The 16,041-nt window shown below is 63.1% G+C and carries 18 protein-coding genes; 9 read left to right on the top strand and 9 right to left on the bottom strand.

The window, feature by feature from the left end; translation table 11 throughout:
- Positions 1–6 precede the first annotated feature (6 nt).
- Positions 7–324 carry a hypothetical protein gene (locus PCA10_RS17670; RefSeq protein WP_016493437.1) on the bottom strand — a complete coding sequence of 106 codons (318 nt, stop codon included), beginning with the start codon at positions 322–324 and terminating at the stop codon, positions 7–9.
- A 420-nt stretch (positions 325–744) separates the two neighbouring features.
- Between PCA10_RS17670 and PCA10_RS17665 the strand changes: the two genes are divergently transcribed.
- Both PCA10_RS17665 and PCA10_RS17660 read left to right on the top strand, forming a co-directional pair.
- Positions 745–2,607 (top strand): multicopper oxidase family protein, encoded by a 1,863-nt coding sequence (locus PCA10_RS17665; protein ID WP_016493436.1) that lies wholly within the window; start codon positions 745–747, stop codon positions 2,605–2,607.
- 12 nt (positions 2,608–2,619) lie between these two features.
- Positions 2,620–3,228: an SCO family protein gene (locus tag PCA10_RS17660; RefSeq protein ID WP_016493435.1), complete on the top strand. Its 609-nt coding sequence runs from the start codon at positions 2,620–2,622 to the stop codon at positions 3,226–3,228.
- Between the two features lie 185 nt (positions 3,229–3,413).
- Here PCA10_RS17660 and PCA10_RS17655 read toward each other — a convergent pair whose 3' ends face one another.
- Both PCA10_RS17655 and PCA10_RS17650 read right to left on the bottom strand, forming a co-directional pair.
- The gene (locus tag PCA10_RS17655) at positions 3,414–4,343 is read right to left on the bottom strand and encodes a MurR/RpiR family transcriptional regulator (RefSeq protein WP_016493434.1); all 930 of its coding nucleotides are present in this window, start codon (positions 4,341–4,343) and stop codon (positions 3,414–3,416) included.
- 155 nt (positions 4,344–4,498) lie between these two features.
- A complete protein-coding gene (locus PCA10_RS17650) occupies positions 4,499–5,272 on the bottom strand; it encodes an ABC transporter substrate-binding protein (protein WP_016493433.1) in 774 nt (257 codons plus the stop codon).
- Positions 5,273–5,662: 390 nt separating this feature from the next.
- On the opposite strand from PCA10_RS17650, the gene PCA10_RS30650 reads away from it, so the two are divergent.
- The 7 genes from PCA10_RS30650 to PCA10_RS29700 all read left to right on the top strand — a co-directional run bounded on the left by PCA10_RS30650 (position 5,663) and on the right by PCA10_RS29700 (position 11,013).
- Positions 5,663–5,812: a hypothetical protein gene (locus PCA10_RS30650; RefSeq protein ID WP_016493432.1), complete on the top strand. Its 150-nt coding sequence runs from the start codon at positions 5,663–5,665 to the stop codon at positions 5,810–5,812.
- Between the two features lie 73 nt (positions 5,813–5,885).
- On the top strand, positions 5,886–6,224 hold the full coding sequence (locus tag PCA10_RS17645) for a hypothetical protein (protein WP_016493431.1): 339 nt from the start codon (positions 5,886–5,888) through the stop codon (positions 6,222–6,224).
- A gap of 192 nt (positions 6,225–6,416) precedes the next feature.
- Complete coding sequence (locus PCA10_RS17640) at positions 6,417–7,679, top strand: cyanophycinase (protein WP_016493430.1); 1,263 nt, start codon at positions 6,417–6,419, stop codon at positions 7,677–7,679.
- Positions 7,680–7,859: 180 nt separating this feature from the next.
- On the top strand, positions 7,860–8,417 hold the full coding sequence (locus PCA10_RS17635) for a chalcone isomerase family protein (RefSeq protein WP_016493429.1): 558 nt from the start codon (positions 7,860–7,862) through the stop codon (positions 8,415–8,417).
- Between the two features lie 97 nt (positions 8,418–8,514).
- Positions 8,515–9,225, top strand: coding sequence for an SDR family oxidoreductase (locus PCA10_RS17630; protein WP_016493428.1), 711 nt, complete (start codon positions 8,515–8,517; stop codon positions 9,223–9,225).
- Between the two features lie 13 nt (positions 9,226–9,238).
- Entirely contained in the window at positions 9,239–10,846 is a 1,608-nt protein-coding gene (locus PCA10_RS17625) for a cryptochrome/photolyase family protein (protein ID WP_016493427.1), read from the top strand.
- Positions 10,843–11,013 (top strand): DUF2256 domain-containing protein, encoded by a 171-nt coding sequence (locus tag PCA10_RS29700; protein WP_081663968.1) that lies wholly within the window; start codon positions 10,843–10,845, stop codon positions 11,011–11,013. Before PCA10_RS17625 ends, PCA10_RS29700 begins: the two co-directional genes overlap by 4 nt.
- On the opposite strand, the gene PCA10_RS17620 is transcribed toward PCA10_RS29700, so the two are convergent.
- From PCA10_RS17620 to PCA10_RS17595, 6 genes are read right to left on the bottom strand one after another with little or no spacing between them, the layout of a single operon-like run.
- A complete protein-coding gene (locus PCA10_RS17620) occupies positions 10,963–11,451 on the bottom strand; it encodes a DUF2878 domain-containing protein (RefSeq protein WP_016493426.1) in 489 nt (162 codons plus the stop codon). The two genes, PCA10_RS29700 and PCA10_RS17620, sit on opposite strands and share 51 nt — an antisense overlap.
- A gap of 8 nt (positions 11,452–11,459) precedes the next feature.
- Positions 11,460–12,722, bottom strand: coding sequence for an SAM-dependent methyltransferase (locus tag PCA10_RS17615; RefSeq protein WP_016493425.1), 1,263 nt, complete (start codon positions 12,720–12,722; stop codon positions 11,460–11,462).
- On the bottom strand, positions 12,697–13,509 hold the full coding sequence (locus tag PCA10_RS17610) for a DUF1365 domain-containing protein (RefSeq protein WP_016493424.1): 813 nt from the start codon (positions 13,507–13,509) through the stop codon (positions 12,697–12,699). The genes PCA10_RS17615 and PCA10_RS17610 overlap by 26 nt, the downstream gene beginning before the upstream one ends.
- The gene (locus tag PCA10_RS17605) at positions 13,506–14,753 is read right to left on the bottom strand and encodes an NAD(P)/FAD-dependent oxidoreductase (protein WP_016493423.1); all 1,248 of its coding nucleotides are present in this window, start codon (positions 14,751–14,753) and stop codon (positions 13,506–13,508) included. Before PCA10_RS17605 ends, PCA10_RS17610 begins: the two co-directional genes overlap by 4 nt.
- A 3-nt stretch (positions 14,754–14,756) precedes the next feature.
- A complete protein-coding gene (locus PCA10_RS17600; RefSeq protein ID WP_016493422.1) occupies positions 14,757–15,512 on the bottom strand; it encodes an SDR family NAD(P)-dependent oxidoreductase in 756 nt (251 codons plus the stop codon).
- Positions 15,509–15,931: a nuclear transport factor 2 family protein gene (locus PCA10_RS17595; protein ID WP_041770330.1), complete on the bottom strand. Its 423-nt coding sequence runs from the start codon at positions 15,929–15,931 to the stop codon at positions 15,509–15,511. Before PCA10_RS17595 ends, PCA10_RS17600 begins: the two co-directional genes overlap by 4 nt.
- Positions 15,932–16,041: the final 110 nt, after the last annotated feature.

Here is a 16,041-nt window from a genome sequence, read left to right as displayed (position 1 = left end):
TTCACTTTAGTCGTCACCTCTCCGCTCGCATGTCACCTCTTCCTTGTACTCGTCTCGCTTGGCCTCAATCTTGACCTGGCACGGACCATCCCGGAACTCGCGTTTCCACTCGCCGTGCTTCCAGGTCCTTCCCCTGCCATCCGGACATTTGATTTCCTTCTTGTACTGGTTGCCATCGGAGACTTCCTTGACCCGGCAGGGACCATCCCGGTACTCATCTTCCCAATCTTCATCGCCATCCCAACGATGATCCGCAATGACGCTCCCGGACCCGCCGATTGCCGCGATCAGCATCAACGGCCCAATGAGTGAACCTGCCTTCATGCCATAACCTCGGCTGACATTGTCTTTGAATATGCACCAAGCCGTTTCATTTCAGCGGGGCTGGCCAGGTACAAACTCAGACACGGAAGTCGCACTTTTGCTCTCTCTCCTCCTGAAAATATTTGAGGGTTGCAAGTCGGGATCCTGCTTCGCCATAAAATTGACTTGGTCGTTTCTTTGGCGGCAAAGGCGCTATAAGCAATTGAGTTATTACCTAATGTTTCGGCATGGCATTTTGCCAGATGGGCGGTCTGCTGCGCGCCAGAAAACCTGCTTTTACTGAAAGATGCGACATCATTCGCTCAACAAGAAGCGATCTTGCAGTACTGAGATTCGGCGCAGGGGAGAGGACATTCGACAAACCGTGGCTAGGGCGGTGTGAGAGGGCATGCGTTGAGAATGGGGTGATGGAACAACCAGATGCGAACCAGCAAGCGGAACAACAAGGGGATTTTTTCGGAACAACAGATCAAAAGCGACACTAATCGGCGAACGTTTCTACGGCTTTCGGCTGCTGTCCTGGCGGCACCGTGGCTCCCTGCGAGCCGGCCCGGCCATGCCGTCGAATGGGTCACCACGCCGCAGCCGATTTTTCCACCCAGTCCGGTGACCCGGCCATGGATGGAAGAGCTTCCACCGATCATCGTTCCGGTGGCACATGCCGAAGCATTTGATCCCGCGCCGACAAGTGAACCCAATATCGGGGCGGGTGAGGCGGGACGTGATGCGCACCAGCGCTATGAAGAATTGACCGGTGTGCTGGGAACTCCCGAGCTATACGAGCTGCGCGTGGTGCAGAATTCGGAATGGATCACCCACCCTGATTTGCCTAAGCAAAAAGTCTGGGCATACCGTGGAAGCAATCCTGATGCGACCGTTCCGGCGACCATTTTTGCTACATACGGGCATCCGGTGCTCTGCCGTATCTATAACGACCTGCCGCAGAATCACGTCGGCTTCGGCACGCCGGAGATTTCCACGCACCTGCACAATGCGCACACGCCCTCGGAGAGCGATGGCTTCCCTGGGGATTATTACAGCGGAAAAAAGGCGGGGCCGACGCTGAGCAAGTCAGGCCCTGAGCAGGGACGAGGGCAGTTCAAGGATCACTTCTACCCCAATATCTACGCTGGGTACGATGAGTTGCAAAATGGCATCGGCGACTATCGGGAGGCCCTGGGGACGCTCTTCTATCACGACCACACTCTGGACTACACCGCCCCCAACGTCTATCGCGGGCTGATCGGCTTCTACCTGCTGTTCGACCATATCGATTCAGGCGACGAGCGCGATCCCCGGCCCAGCGCGCTGCGCCTGCCCAGCCATCCGTACGACTACCCGCTGGCCTTCGGCGACCGCCGCTTCACGCCAATGCCTGACGGGCAGCTGTTCTACGACCAACTCCACGCCGAAGGCGTACTGGGCGACAAGGTCGTGATCAATGGCAAGATCGAGCCGGTTCTACGGGTGGCGGCGCGTAAGTACCGATTGCGCCTGCTGAACAGCGGGCCCAGTCGGTTCTACGATCTCTACTTGGTGAATTCGCGCAATGTCGTGCAGCGGTTCACCTACATCGCCAACGACGGCAACCTGCTTCCCGAAGCGCTGTTCAACTTCACCCATGTCAGGCTGGGGGTCGCCGAGCGGGCCGACATCATCGTCGACTTCTCCCAATACCCGATCGGCACTGAACTGTTCCTGACTAACCGCTTGCGCCAGGACAGCACGCGTAAGCCGCGGGACTCCAAAGCGCCCGGTACTCGCGTGATGAAGTTCATTGTTGACCGCCATCCGCCTGAGCAGGACCTGAGCCAAGTGCCCCGGTTCTTGCGCCCGTTGCCCGATCTTCCATCAGCCGAAGAGTTGAAGAAACTGCCCGTGCGGCGCTGGGAGTTCGATCGGCGCAACGGGCTGTGGCAGGTCAATCGGCAACTAGTGGACGTCAATCGGCCAAGGGCGCGGGTGCGCCAGGGCAGCGCGGAGATCTGGGAGTTCGCCAGTACGGGGGGCGGCTGGTCGCACCCGATTCACTCGCACTTCGAGGAAGGGATCATGCTCAAGAAGCTGGTCGATGGCGTCGAAGTGCCGATTCCGCTGCATGAGCGTGGACGCAAGGATTCTTTCGTGCTCGACCAGACCATGACCATGGTCGTGCTCTTTCGCTTCCGGGATTTCAAGGGCAAGTACGCGATGCACTGCCATAACGTGATCCATGAGGACCACGCCATGATGGTGCGCTGGGACCTTGAAGACGACCAAGACGACGAAGAACCGAATGCCTAGGAGTGCCAACTCATGAACACGAGAAGAAATCTGCTGGTAGGTGCCGGCCTCCTGGGTGTGGTTGGAGTCGGGGGCGCGCTCGGGCTGGGCGCCTCCGTTGGCGGTCGGTCGGATCGCCCCAACCGTACCGCCAGCCAACTGCCCAACGTGATACTCACCAACCAGTACGGCAGGTCGGTGCGCTTCTACGATGACCTGATCCGCGGCAAGGTCGTTGCGATCAACATGATGTACACCTCGTGCGCCGGCACCTGCCCAACCGCCACTGCCAACCTGCTGAGGGTGCAGCGGCTGCTGGGGGCGCGCCTGGGGCGACAGGTTCATCTGTACTCCATCACCCTGGCGCCCGAACTGGACACCCCCCACGTTCTTCGGGAGTACGCCAAGCGCCAAGGCGTGGGGCCAGGCTGGTGGTTCCTGACGGGCGCAGCGGCGGACATCGAGCAGGTGCGTGTCAGTCTTGGATTCTATGATCCCGAGCCGGACGTGGATCGGGACAAGAACTCGCACTCCGGCATGTTGCGCATCGGCAATGACCGGGTCGAGCGCTGGACCATGGCGCCAGTGCTGGGTACAGCCGAGCAGATCCTGGACACGATCGATCACGTGGATGATGTGTGAAACAGGTGGCGACGAGCGTTGCCGCGCATCATGGCCAGGGCCGATACCCAGCGCACTCTGCCAGCGCGCTGCTTGAGCCAATTCAAGAACGGCCTTGAGCTCTTTCGATCCACCCAACATGGCCGAGCCGGCAAAGGACGTCGGCACAGGCCGTGCAATGCGCGGCGTATCGGCAACTCCTGGGGTTAGTTCTCCGGCTTCCGGCGCGCTCTGGATTTGCGCGTCTGGTCCCGGGGCACGTGCAGGTAGGACATGACGCTCTCGGTGAGTTCGGCCGCCAGCTTCACGGCTTCCTTGTTGCGTGTCATCACGGCGGCAACCAGGCTTTCGATCACGGCCAGCACGGCGGCGTTCGAGCTGATCAGAACGGGGTGTTCGGCAGGCGCGAACAGCACATGCTCGGCGAGCTGCACCAGCGGGGAGGCCGGAGAGTCGGTGATGGCCAGCACGCCGGCTCCACGTTCGTTGGCGAAGCGCGCGAGCTGGATGGTGTCGAGGGAGTAACGTGGAAGGGAGATCGCCAGCAACACATCGTGCTGGGTGATGGCCGCCAGTCTGTAGGCGGCATTCTCGTTGCCACCCTCCATGCTGATGGCTGTTGCATCGGGGCAGTAGGGCATCAGGTTGGCCGCTGCAATGCCGGCCATGTAAGCGCTGTTGCCGAAACCCAGGATAAAGATGCGGCGCGCCTTGCCGAGTCGCTCGACGAAGGCGTCGAACGCCGCCGGGCTGTTGCTGCTGACGGCCGCCCGCAGGTTGCCCTCCGCGGCCTGCATCTGCTCATGCAGGCCAAACGCGCCGTCTGGGCGCTGGGCCATTTCCTGGCGGAGCTTGTCCACCGGCGATACCAGGTCTTGCAGCGTGCCGACCAGGGCCGTCTTGAGTGCGCTGTAGCCACTGAGCTTCAAGGCGCGCGCCAGTCGGTTGACCGCCGCCGATGATGTGGCGGTTTCCTGCGCAAGCTCTTCGATGGTGAGGGTTGCGGCCTTGAGCGGATGACGCAGGATGAAGTCGGCGACCTTTCGCAGTGAGGGCGGCAGATCGGGGGAGGCTGACGCCAGCTTGCGCATGACGGGTGAGGTATAGACAGACAGGTCTCGCGGCGCTCGGGTCATGACTCTGAGGGGGTCCTTGTGGCCAGGAGCGTCAGTTTATGTGATCGCCGCATGGGGATGGAAATCGCTCTGTGGCGATCAGGAGTGCCCGCCGCGTGAGCCGCAAGTCATGCGGCGGGAAGGTACCCGGGCGAGGCGGGTACCCCGACCTGCAACTACTGACCGTAGATGTCGTAGCTGAAGTACTTGCTCTGGATTTCCTGATACTTGCCGTTGGCGCGCAAGGTTGCGATGGCATCGCTGAACTTCTCGGCGGTGGCCGTATCGCCCTTGCGCACGGCGATTCCCGCACCATTACCGAAGTACTTGGGATCGTTGAAATCCGGACCGACCAGTGCGAACCCCTTGCCGCTGTCGGTCTTGAGGAAGCTCTCGCTGATGTTCACGACATCCGCCAGGGTTGCGTCGATGCGGCCCGAGACCAGATCGAGGAAGGCCTCGTTCTGCGAGCCGTAGCGCACTACCTCGATCCCGGCCGCAGCAAACTTGTCGCTGGCGTAGCGGTCGTAAGTCGATGCGCGCTGCACCCCGACGCGCTTGCCCTTCAGGTCCTTGAGCGGGTCACTGACGCTGGATCCCTCCTTCATCACCAGCTTGCCCGGCGTGTGGTAGTACTTCTTGGTGAAATCGACCGATTTCAGGCGGTCTGGGGTGATCGACATCGACGACAGCACGGCATCCACCTTTCGAACCTTCAGAGAAGGGATCAGGCCATCGAAGGACTGTTCGATCCAGTCGCATTTCACCTGCATCTCCGCACACAAGGCATTGCCAATGTCGTAATCGAAACCGCTCAGGCGCCCGTCCTCGGTCTTGTAGGCGAAGGGGGGGTACGCGGCTTCGATCCCTATCCGCAGGGAGTCCTGTGCCTGGGAGAGCGTGGCCCAGGCAGAGAGCGCCAAAGCGCCCAGTAGAGCGATCTTGTTCAATTTATTACTCCAGTTCATGCGGTGGTGGCCTGGACCGAGTCCCTTGCATGCCGGCCAGGACGTGATGGCGCGCGTCCGGTGTTTTCCGTTACCCGGTGGCAGGTTCGAGATGAAACCACGCGCATCAATCAAGCTACATAGCGACACTATATGTGTCAATTCGCACGAAAGATGATCGTTCTATTTGCACTCCTGCTCAGACCTGAATTCATATCGATCTGCACTTAGCTGAATGTGATCGCGCGATCTCAAGAGGGCTCGAGGGAGCGATGTTGGTCGGTGAAATGATGCACATAAATTCATTATGATATTTACATGACACGTTTTTCGTCATAGAGTTTTCAACGGGACCTGCTCCCTGGCTATCCATCAGAACAAGAGCAAGAAGAGATGAGAACACAGACCCAAGCCGCCACCGTGATCGCTGTGCTCCTGCTTTCCGGGCAGTGCGCATCAGCCCTTGCCGAGGGCCTGACTGCAACTCGGGAAGAGGCCGCCCTCACCCTTGCCCGCCTGATCGGTCCCGAGCAGGTTCGCTAGCCCCAAAACCCGGCAATCACCTCCGCCTGCAGCGACAGGGCGGGGCAGGTGTTATGTGCTTTCTGGAAAGTGAGTGGAGATCATGGCCATGCAACTGACGCCTCTCGAACTGTTTGCCCTGGACAAGCTTCTGGATGGTCAAGAGTCGATCGTGCTCGCGCTCCAGTGTGCCCAGGCCAAGGTCCTGGAGCGGGTTGAAACACGGGACGGATTCTATTCGGTGATCGAGTTGGAGCAGCCACCGAGCGACCTGGGTCGATTGGCAGAGCGGGAGTGGCGCTTCCGCATCAGGAACAAGAGTGTCGGGGGGTACTTCGTCTGTTGGCCGGATGGCGAGTCCAGCCTGTGTCTGGAGGCCGTCCTTGGCCGGGAAATGCCCGTGGCGATGCTTGTGCCTGAGCTTCTGGTCTAGCGAGCCCCGCAGGCGGCTCAGGGCGCGAGTCCCCACGCCAGTATCACCCGCACTTCATTCACCCATCAGTACCTTGCGAGCGGTCCTCCGGGCTCCGCAAGGCACGAGCGATACCTGCGCACCTGTCGCTCAATCACTGCCGTTTCCGCGTATTCCCAACAACGCTGCGCCCAGCAGCACGGAGAACCGAAGATGAGACTGAGCCTGCTTTGCCGCTATGCATGCCTGCTTGCCGTCCTGCTTCCCGGACTGGCTCAGGCCGCCGGTGCACTGCTCCTGGTAGGGGGTGGACTGAAAGACGACAACGCCGCGATCTACCAGCGCTTGGTTCAACTGGCGGGCGGCAGCGGCCAAGCCAGGATCGGCGTGATCACCGCCGCCTCCATTCCCGAAAGCCAGGATCCGGATGCAGGCACCGCGAGCGCGGCCAACTCCCGGGCCAACGGCGAGTACTACGCCAATCTTCTGCGTAGCTACGGCGCCGCGGACGCCCAATGGATCCCCATCGATCTGGACCATATCGCCAACAACAGCAACCCGCAGGTGATCGCGCAGATCAATGGCATGACCGGCTTCTTCTTCGGCGGTGGAGATCAGTCACGACTGGTTCAGACGTTGCAGAACGTCAGCCGGGGCGATACTCCGGCGTTGGCCGCGATCCGCAACCGGCATGCCGCCGGTGCCGTGCTGTCGGGAACCAGCGCCGGGACGGCGATCATGGTTGCCGGGCCGATGGTGAGCGGCGGCGAAAGCTACGAAGCGCTGCGTTACGGACCGTACACCACGCCATCGGGCGATGACCTGTCTTACGACCCGAGCGGCGGCTTTGGCTTCTTCACCCATGGGCTGCTGGATACGCATTTCAGCGAACGTGGGCGCCAGGGACGCATTGTGCGTCTGGCGGACTACACCGGTGTTCCCTTCGCGTTTGGCGTCGATGAAAACACCGGGCTGCTGGTAAAGGACAACCCCAGCCTGGGCCAGGTCGAAATGGAGGTGATTGGCACGGGCGGCGTGTTCGTGTTCGACCTGCGCAATGCCGAACTCGGCGGCGGCAGCAACTGGGCGCTCTACGATGTGCTGGCGAGCTATCTGACTAACGGCGACCTCTACCGACCGCAGAGCGGGCAGTTCGTCATCGCCAACAGCAAGACCAGCCTGCGCAATCGCGAGCAGTACAGCAGCGCGATGAGTACCACGGGAGATATCTTCAGCAGTCCCAACAACAGTGGGGCCAATGGTCGAAAGAAACCACGCGAGTTTGTTCTCGTCAGCACGGACCTGTTCAACAGTCGCTCCACCAGTACCCTCGGTCGCACTTATGAGCTCAATCCGCGCTATCGGGTGGACCTGATCAAAAGCACCCAGTTCGATAGCCACGGTTACAAGGGGACGGTAGGCGGGCAAACCCTGATCAGCTACCTGCGTCTGCTGATGGATGTGCGCCCGAACTGAGCGGAAGTCGAATCGGAAGGCGTTGGGATGGGCGCGGCCCAGGTTTCGCGGGCGTCCTGCGATGCAGCACGGCCCTGATGGGTCCCCCGGAATCCGAGCCACATGGCGAAAATAGTTGTACAAGAATCATTTTTGCACAACTATTTTGGAGGTCGCCATTTCAGGCAGGGGAGTCGCACGGTGGCACTTGGCTGGTTGCTCAAACGCGGGATTGGCAAGGTCGGTTCCCTGGCCCTGGCGCTCTCGCTGGGCACGACGGCGGCGCTGGCGGACTGGCGCGATGACCTGCCTGGCGCACGCGCCGTTGGTGCCGGCCAATTCAAATGGTTCGGCTTTTCGATCTACCAGGCGAGGCTCTGGAGTCCAAGCGCACGGCCGACCCTGGATAACCCCTTCGCCCTGGAACTGACCTACCGGCGGGAGATCAAGCGTGCCGACCTGGTGGAGGTCAGCCTGCAGGAAATGCGCAGGCTGGGTGGTGAAGGCCTTGACCAGGATCGCTTGGCACGCTGGGGCCAGGAAATGCACGAAGCCTTTGTCGATGTGACCCCCGGCCAGAGCATCACGGGCCTGTACTTGCCTGGCCGGGGGTGTCGTTTCTATGTGGATGGGCGCTTGAGCCGGGAGGTGGTCGATCCGGACTTCGCCCGGGCCTTCTTTGCCATCTGGCTGGACCCGCGCACGCGCAATCCCGAACTACGACGCCAGCTGCTGGGTCTCGAGGTCGCCGCCGAATGAGTCGCTCGCCCGCTGCATGGCAGAGTCACTGCCGCCTGAGCATGGCGCTGGGCAGCGTGACCTCGCTGGCTTGCCAACAGGCAGGAGGGCAGGGCGGATGAGAGCAACACTCAGCCTGCATTCGATGGATCTGGGATACCGCTCCCTGGTGGTCGGCGCGAGTGGGGCGCTGGGTAGCGCCTTCTGCGAGCTGCTGCGCGAGGACCCGCGCTGCGCCGCCGTGCGTGAGCTGGGGCGTGGAAGCTCGCCCGCGCTTGACCTGGAGAACCCTTCGAGTATCGCCCAGGCTGCGGCCACGCTTGCAGCGGAAGGGCCCTATCAACTGATCCTGCATTCAGCGGGCCTGCTGCACCGTCCGGGCTTGCAGCCGGAAAAGTCCCTGGCCGCCCTCGACGCGCAGGCCCTGCAGGCCGTGTTCCAGGTCAATGCGCTGGGACCTGCGCTGGTGCTGCGGCATTTCCTGCCATTGCTGCACGCCCGGGGAAAGATGGCCATGCTTTCGGCGAAGGTGGGAAGCATCGGCGACAACCGCCTGGGCGGCTGGTACGCCTACCGCGCATCAAAGGCGGCATTGAACATGCTGGTGAAGACCGCCGCCATCGAGTTGGCTCGCAGCCGGCCACAGTCCTGCCTGTTCAGCCTCCATCCGGGTACCGTCGCTTCCGGCCTGTCCGCGCCGTTTCGAGGCGCGGCGCTGGCACGCCCCGCGCATCAGGCGGCAGCGGATCTGCTGAGCCTTGTCGACCGTCTTGGGCCCGCCGAGAGCGGCGGATTCTTTGCCTACGACGGCGAGCGTCTGCCCTGGTAAGGATGGAGCACGCATGAACCCGGAAGCGCTGGAGGGCACCGCCGACCGCCTGTTGCAGCCTGATCCCGCAACAGGCCGTGCGCCCGCGCCAGCTCGCCGGATCGGTCTCGTGCTGGGTGACCAGCTGTCGTTCGACCTGAGCCTGTTCGACGCCCTGGACCCCGGCCAGGACGCGGTACTGATGGCCGAGGTGGAAGCCGAGGCGCGTTACGTGGCTCACCATCCGCAGAAGATCGCGCTGATCTTCAGCGCCATGCGGCACTTCGCCGACGCGCTGCGCCAGCGTGGCTGGCGGGTGATCTACGTACGCCTGGACGACGCCGGCAACAGCGGCAGCCTGCCCGGCGAGCTGCAGCGCTGGATGGCGATTCTGGCGGCCAGGGAGGCACACATCACCGAGTGCGGTGAGTGGCGTCTGGAACAGGCGCTCAAGGATTGCGGCCTGTCGCTGACCTGGCACCCCGACCGCCGCTTCCTGTGCTCGCGGGAGGCGTTCGCGCGTTGGGCGGGGGACCGCGCTCATTTGCGGATGGAGCATTTCTACCGCGGGATGCGCAAGCGTACCGGACTCCTGCTGGAAGCGGACGGCAGCCCGCTGGGAGGCACCTGGAACCTTGATGCGGAGAATCGCAAGACACTGCCGCGCGGCCTGCGTGGCCCATTCCCGCCGCGCTTCGACATCGATGCCACCACCCGTGAGGTGCTGGCGCTGGTCCGTAGCAGATTCAGCGACCACTATGGCCGCCTGGACGCCTTCGACTATCCGGTGACCCATGTTGCTGCGCAGCAGCTGTGGCAACACTTCCTCGACTTCTCCCTGGCCGCCTTCGGCGATTACCAGGACGCCATGGCCAGTGGCGAGCCTTTTCTTTTCCATGCCAGGATCAGCGCGGCGCTGAACATCGGCTTGCTCGATGTGCGCCAACTGTGTGCGGATGTGGCGGCAGCGTATCGCCGCAAGCGGGTGCCGCTGAATGCCGCGGAGGGGTTCATCCGCCAACTGATCGGCTGGCGCGAGTATGTGCGCGGCATCTACTGGCTGCGTATGCCGGAATATGCCGAACTCAATGCATTCGGCAACCAACGCCCATTGCCGGAGTTCTACTGGACGGGCGCCACGGATATGCGCTGCATGGCCCAGACGATCGGCCAGACCCTCGAGCTGGGCTACGCCCATCACATACAGCGGCTCATGGTGACCGGCAACTTCGCGCTGCTCGCCGGTATCGCCCCGAAGGCCATCTGCGAGTGGTACCTGGCGGTCTACCTGGACGCCTTCGACTGGGTGGAGCTGCCGAACACCCTGGGTATGGTCATGCACGCCGACGGAGGCTACCTGGGCTCCAAACCCTATTGCGCCAGCGGTCGCTACATCCAGCGCATGTCCGACTACTGCGCGCAATGCCGCTACAGGGTGGGGGAAGCGACGGGGCTGCAGGCCTGCCCGTTCAATGCGCTGTACTGGCACTTCCTCATGCGCCACCGCGAGCGCTTGGGGGGTAATCCGCGCCTGGCCCTGGTCTACCGCAACCTGCTGAACATGGATGAGGCACGCCGCCAGGCTCTCTGGTTGCGTGGAGAGGAGCTGTTGGCGCGGCTGGACGCGGGAGAGGCCCTGTGAGGAAAACCGACTTGCCGAGCAAGCTGTGCCCGGCCTGCGGGCGGCCATTCCTCTGGCGGCGACGCTGGAAGCGCTGCTGGGATGAAGTTCGCTACTGTTCGGAGCGCTGCCGTCGCTCAACGCGTCCCCGCCAGGCGAAAGGCCAGGGGCATCCACAGCGCCCATAGCGGCGCCAGAACCAGGGCCGTGCCCGCGACGCCCATCGGCAGTGAAATCTCAGCCAATGGCGCGCCTGCGCAGTAGGCCAGTGGTCCGCCAATCCCCCCGAGCAGCATTGCTCGCCAGGCTGGTCGCGCTGCCCAGGCGAGGCTGTGGCGCAGGCCGCAGGCAAATACCAGCCAGAGCAGTACTAGCCAGATCGGAATGGGGGCGTGGTCGAAGTCGAACACACCCGATGCGCCAAGCGCGCTGTCCATGGCACAGCCAGCCACCGCCACCCGCAGCAATGCACCGGCCTCCGCCCGGGGGAGGGGGCAGAGCGCCACGTGCACGAGCAGCCCGGTGGCGACCGCGAGCAGCATCCAGGTTGACTGGGCGCCGAGCACGCAACCCCACCAGCCCAGTTGCAGCCACAGCGCGTTGCCTAGCAGCCAGGCCCGCCCCATGACCCGGCCTACAGCCGCTCCGCCAGGGGGGCGCCTCGATGGGCCGGGCCAGCCCAGAGCAAGTGCGCAACGCCAATGGCGCGCTCTTCGAAGCCGCCTTCGCAGTAGCAGAGGTAGAACTCCCAGAGGCGCTGGAAGGCCTCGTCATAGCCGAGCTCCAGCAGCGCCTGGCGCGATTGCCGCAGGTTGTCGTGCCAGAGTCTCAGGGTCCGTGCGTAGTGCGCGCCGAAGTCTTCCATATGCAACAGGTTGAGCTGGGTCACGGCGCTGGCCGTCTGCAGCATGCTGGTCAGCGAGGGCAGGGCGCCGCCGGGGAAAATGTAGTGCTGGATGAAATCCACCGAGCGGCGAGCCTGTTCGTAGCGCTGGTCGCGTATGGTGATGGCTTGCAGCAGCATCAGCCCGTCGTCCTTGAGCAGCTCGGCACAACGACGGAAGTAGTGCGGTAGGTAGCGGTGGCCGACGGCTTCGATCATCTCGATGGACACCAGCTTGTCGTAGCGCCCTTCGAGATCGCGGTAGTCCTTGCGCAACACGCGGATGCGCTGTTGAAGACCCTGGGTCTCGACGCGCTGCATCGTGTGCGCGTACTGCTCCTCCGACAGGGTGGTGGTAGTCACCCGACAGCCATGGTGGGTGGCCGCATACAGTGCCAGGCTGCCCCAGCCGCTGCCGATCTCCAGCAAGTGGTCGCCCGGACGCAGGTCGAGCTTGCGGCAGATGCGTGCGAGCTTGTTCAACTGAGCTTCTTCCAGGCTCTGCTCATGGCTTTCGAACAGGGCTGCGGAGTACATCATGGTCGGATCGAGCAGGCGTTCGAACAACGAGTTGCCCAGATCGTAGTGCGCCATGATGTTGCGACGCGAACCTCTGCGGCTGTTTCGATTGAGCCAGTGCATCAGGCGCAGCATCGGGCGGCCCAGTCGCGCCAGCCCGCCTTCCATGGCGTCCAGCACAGCCAGGTTGGCGACGAACAGGCGGGTTACTGCCGCCAGATCGGGGCTGCGCCAGTAACCCAGGATGTAAGCCTCGCCGGCGCCTATCGAGCCGTTGCTGGCAACCAGGCCCCAGACCGCCTCATCCAGCACCTCGACCTGGGCTTGCAGCGAACTGGCCGGATCGCCGAAACCCAGTTGCCCACCGCGAAACCGAATACGCAGGTGGCCATGTCGCAGGCGACGCAACTGGGCGAGCACGAGCTGCCTGAAAAGGCCGCCTGCGAACGGGCCCAGGTTGCCGGCTTTGCTAGCGCTTAGAATCGGATCGGACATTCGTAGAATCCTCGGTAGCGGGTTGGCCGACGCTCAGGTGGCGCTCACTGGACTGATGAGCGTGCAAGGGAATGCCTTTGAGCAGCAGCAGCAGGGCCTGCCAGTAGATGGCGGTCAGGGTACGCAGCGACATCCACGGGAACGCCAGCACGTGGCGGCGCAGACCCGCGGCGTCGAGTGTCTGGCGCTGCAAGCTGAGGCGGGCCTCGAACAGCTTTTCGCCATCGCGCCAGTTCTCCATGTGCACGCGAATGCCCGGCCCCGTGACGCGGAAACGCATGCGGTAATCCATGTCTCGCGGCAGGAAGGGCGAGACGTGGAAGGACTTGGCCACCCCAATCGCCTGGGTCTCTCCAGGTTGAACGGGCAGCACGTAATGATGGCGTTCGCGCCAGGGCGTATTGCGTACCTCGCAGACGATCACCGCCAGGCGGCCGATGTCGTCGTGGCAGAAGTAGAAGCTCACCGGATTGAATGACAGGCCCCAGCTACGTGGCTGCGTCAGCAGATGGATGGGGCCCCGCGGGGCATCGCCCAGGGCGTCGCGCAGCACTGACCGCACGGCCTCGGACAGGGGAATGCCCGTGCGAGTCCAGGCGGGTAGGTAGTCGCTCTCGCGCCAGCAGAGCGGCGCCAGGCGCTGCGGGCGCAGGAGGCGAGAGATGCCCAATACCCGTTCTTGCTCTGCCAGGTCCAGGTAGAGCATGCCGATGGGATATCGGAAACTGTGCGGGCGGGGCGCAAGGCGCCGATGACTGACCCAACCACGGTAGAGGCCGCTGTTCACAGTTCTTCACCGAAATGAGCGGCGACCTTCAGCGCGCTGACCACGCCATCCTCGTGGAAGCCATTGCCCCAGTACGCGCCGCAGAAATAGCTGTGCTGGTGGCCTTGCAGGCTCTGCTGCCAGGCTTGAGCGGCGATCGCCGCCCGGGTGTACTGCGGGTGCGCATACTCGAAACGAGCCAGCACCCGTGACGGGTCGACCGCAGCGCCCTGGTTGAGGCTCACGCAGTAGGTCACCGGCGCGTCCAGGCCTTGCAGGATGTTCATGTTGTAGGTCAGCGTCGCCGGCGAATCAGCTGGACCACCAAGTCGATAGTTCCAGCTGGCCCAGGCTTTGCGCCGCCGAGGCAGCAGACGTTCGTCGGTGTGCAGGAGCACCTCGTTGCTGGCGTAGGTCAGGGCACCCAGGACCTTGCGCTCAGGCTGGCTTGGGGTCTCCAGGAGCGACAGGGCCTGATCGCTGTGGCAGGCGAACACCACCTTGTCGAAGCGCTCCCAGCCCGTTGCACTGAGCAACCGCACGCCCTCGGCGTCCCGGCACACTCGCTGCACCGCGCAACCCACCCGCAGTCCCGCGCGAAAACCGGCACACAGCGGCTCGATATAGCTGCGCGATCCGCCTTCGATCACCCTCCATTGCGGACGGTCGCCGATGGAAAGCAAACCGTGGTTGTGGAAGAAGCGCACAAAGAACTGCAGCGGGAATTCCAGCATCTGCGTCCGTGACATCGACCAGATGGCCGAGCCCATGGGAATGATGTAGTGCTCGATGAACCGCTGCCCGTAGCCACCCATTCGCAGGTACTCGCCAAGCGGCGTCTCGGGGGCGATGCGGCTTTCGTGCAGGCAGCCGGGAGCCCGCTGGTTGAAGCGCAGGATGTCGTACAGCATCCCCCAGAAACCCGGCGAAAGCAGATTGCGGCGTTGCACGAAGAGGCTGGGCAGGTCGCGGCCGTTGTACTCAAGGCCACCGGCAGGGTCATGCACCGAGAAGCTCATCTCGGTAGGCCGCGAGGCCACTCCCAATTGCTCCAGCAGGCGGATGAAGTTGGGGTACGTCCAGTCGTTGAACACGATGAACCCGGTGTCCACCGCGTAGCTGCGGCCCTGGCATTGGACATCCACCGTGTGGGTGTGGCCGCCGACCCAGTCGCTGGCCTCGAACACGCTCACGTGATTGCGGCGCGCCAGCAAGTACGCGCAGGTAAGTCCGGATATGCCGCTGCCAATGATCGCGATGCGCACGTTTCAGTCCATTCGTTGTGGGCGTGCCAGACGTCGCCCCAGGGCCAGGCGCCAGCGCGCCGGAAGGCCGCCGAGCAGGCGGATGGCAAGAATGAAGGGGAGGGGAAAGGAGATCTCCAGGGGCCGTTTGCGCAGGAGATCGGCAATGCGCCTGGCGGCACGCTGCGCTGGCCAGCACATGGGCATGGGGAAGTCGTTGCGTCGGGTCAGCGGAGTGTCGACGAAACCGGGGCTGATCAGGGTCACGTCGATGCCTTCTGCGGCAAGGTCAATGCGCAGGGACTCGACCAGATAGCGCAGCGCCGCCTTGGAGGCGCCATAGGCACCGGCGCGCGGAAGCGCCAACCAGGTTACCGCGCTGCAGACGACCGCGAGATGCGGACGCTCGCCGCAACGAAGCAGCGGCAACGCCGCCTGTATGCAGTGGCCGGTGCCCAACAGGTTGGTGCGAACCACGCGCTCGAGCAGGTCTGCATCGAAGCGCCCGGGCTCAAGATACTCGCAGGTGCCGGCATTCAGGATCACCAGGTCGAGGCCGCCCCAGGCGTCCTCGATGCGCCGGCCGATCTCCATCACCTGCTGCCGCTCGTTGATATCGCCAGTGACGAGCAGGACCTGGTTGGGAAAGCGCGTCGCCAGCCCCTGCAGGGGCTCGACCTGGCGGGCACTCAGGGCCAGTCGGTGGCCTTCCTCCAGCAGGATTTCCGCCAGTGCCGCGCCGATGCCGCTGCTGCCGCCCGTCAGCCAGACGCGGCTCATGCGAGCCTCCGTTTGAGCCAGGCGATCAGCCTCCCCAGCAGTGGCAAATGCTCATAGAGCAGTGCCCCGGCGTCGAAGTAGTCGTGGTGCAGGTAAACCCGCTCCCGCCATTGCAGGTAGCTGCAGCCTTCCAGTCGGATGATTTCGCCTCCGCCCAGGCGTGGATGGCGAAAGCGCAGGGTCCAGCGAAGGTAGCCTCGACCGGGGCCGACCTCATCGAATCCGTGGAACTCGTAATGCAGCTCCTCGACGTCGGCGTACATCTGCCCGAAGTAGCGTCGAAGCGCGGGAAGGCCATTCAGGCTGTGCAACGGATCGCGGAACTGCACATCCGGGGTGTACAGCTCGTCGAGAGCGCCCAGGCTACTGGCGTTCAACGTGGAGAACGATTGCGCGAAGCATTGCAAGAAGTCAGGCATCCTGGCGCCCCGAATACTTGTACAACATTTGTTTTTGTACAGCTTTTCCGGGAGCCTAACGCGAAAATTGTACAAGTCAACGGGGTTTGTAGAAGTCTTGTGTTGCAATT

Source organism: Pseudomonas resinovorans NBRC 106553 (assembly GCF_000412695.1).
GTDB classification, from domain to species: Bacteria; Pseudomonadota; Gammaproteobacteria; order Pseudomonadales; family Pseudomonadaceae; genus Metapseudomonas; species Metapseudomonas resinovorans_A.
The sequence above is the reverse complement of the archived record's forward strand: the minus strand, read 5'-3'. Positions and strand labels throughout refer to the sequence as shown.

What these genes read in the sequence shown, in the direction of transcription:
- PCA10_RS17670 (WP_016493437.1), bottom strand. Translation starts at nt 324, where the DNA reads ATGAAGGCAGGTTCACTCATTGGGCCGTTGATGCTGATCGCGGCAATC.
- PCA10_RS17665 (WP_016493436.1), top strand. Translation starts at nt 745, where the DNA reads ATGCGAACCAGCAAGCGGAACAACAAGGGGATTTTTTCGGAACAACAG.
- PCA10_RS17660 (WP_016493435.1), top strand. Translation starts at nt 2,620, where the DNA reads ATGAACACGAGAAGAAATCTGCTGGTAGGTGCCGGCCTCCTGGGTGTG.
- PCA10_RS17655 (WP_016493434.1), bottom strand. Translation starts at nt 4,343, where the DNA reads ATGACCCGAGCGCCGCGAGACCTGTCTGTCTATACCTCACCCGTCATG.
- PCA10_RS30650 (WP_016493432.1), top strand. Translation starts at nt 5,663, where the DNA reads ATGAGAACACAGACCCAAGCCGCCACCGTGATCGCTGTGCTCCTGCTT.
- PCA10_RS17640 (WP_016493430.1), top strand. Translation starts at nt 6,417, where the DNA reads ATGAGACTGAGCCTGCTTTGCCGCTATGCATGCCTGCTTGCCGTCCTG.
- PCA10_RS17630 (WP_016493428.1), top strand. Translation starts at nt 8,515, where the DNA reads ATGAGAGCAACACTCAGCCTGCATTCGATGGATCTGGGATACCGCTCC.
- PCA10_RS17625 (WP_016493427.1), top strand. Translation starts at nt 9,239, where the DNA reads ATGAACCCGGAAGCGCTGGAGGGCACCGCCGACCGCCTGTTGCAGCCT.
- PCA10_RS17620 (WP_016493426.1), bottom strand. Translation starts at nt 11,451, where the DNA reads ATGGGGCGGGCCTGGCTGCTAGGCAACGCGCTGTGGCTGCAACTGGGC.
- PCA10_RS17615 (WP_016493425.1), bottom strand. Translation starts at nt 12,722, where the DNA reads ATGTCCGATCCGATTCTAAGCGCTAGCAAAGCCGGCAACCTGGGCCCG.
- PCA10_RS17600 (WP_016493422.1), bottom strand. Translation starts at nt 15,512, where the DNA reads ATGAGCCGCGTCTGGCTGACGGGCGGCAGCAGCGGCATCGGCGCGGCA.
- PCA10_RS17595 (WP_041770330.1), bottom strand. Translation starts at nt 15,931, where the DNA reads ATGCCTGACTTCTTGCAATGCTTCGCGCAATCGTTCTCCACGTTGAAC.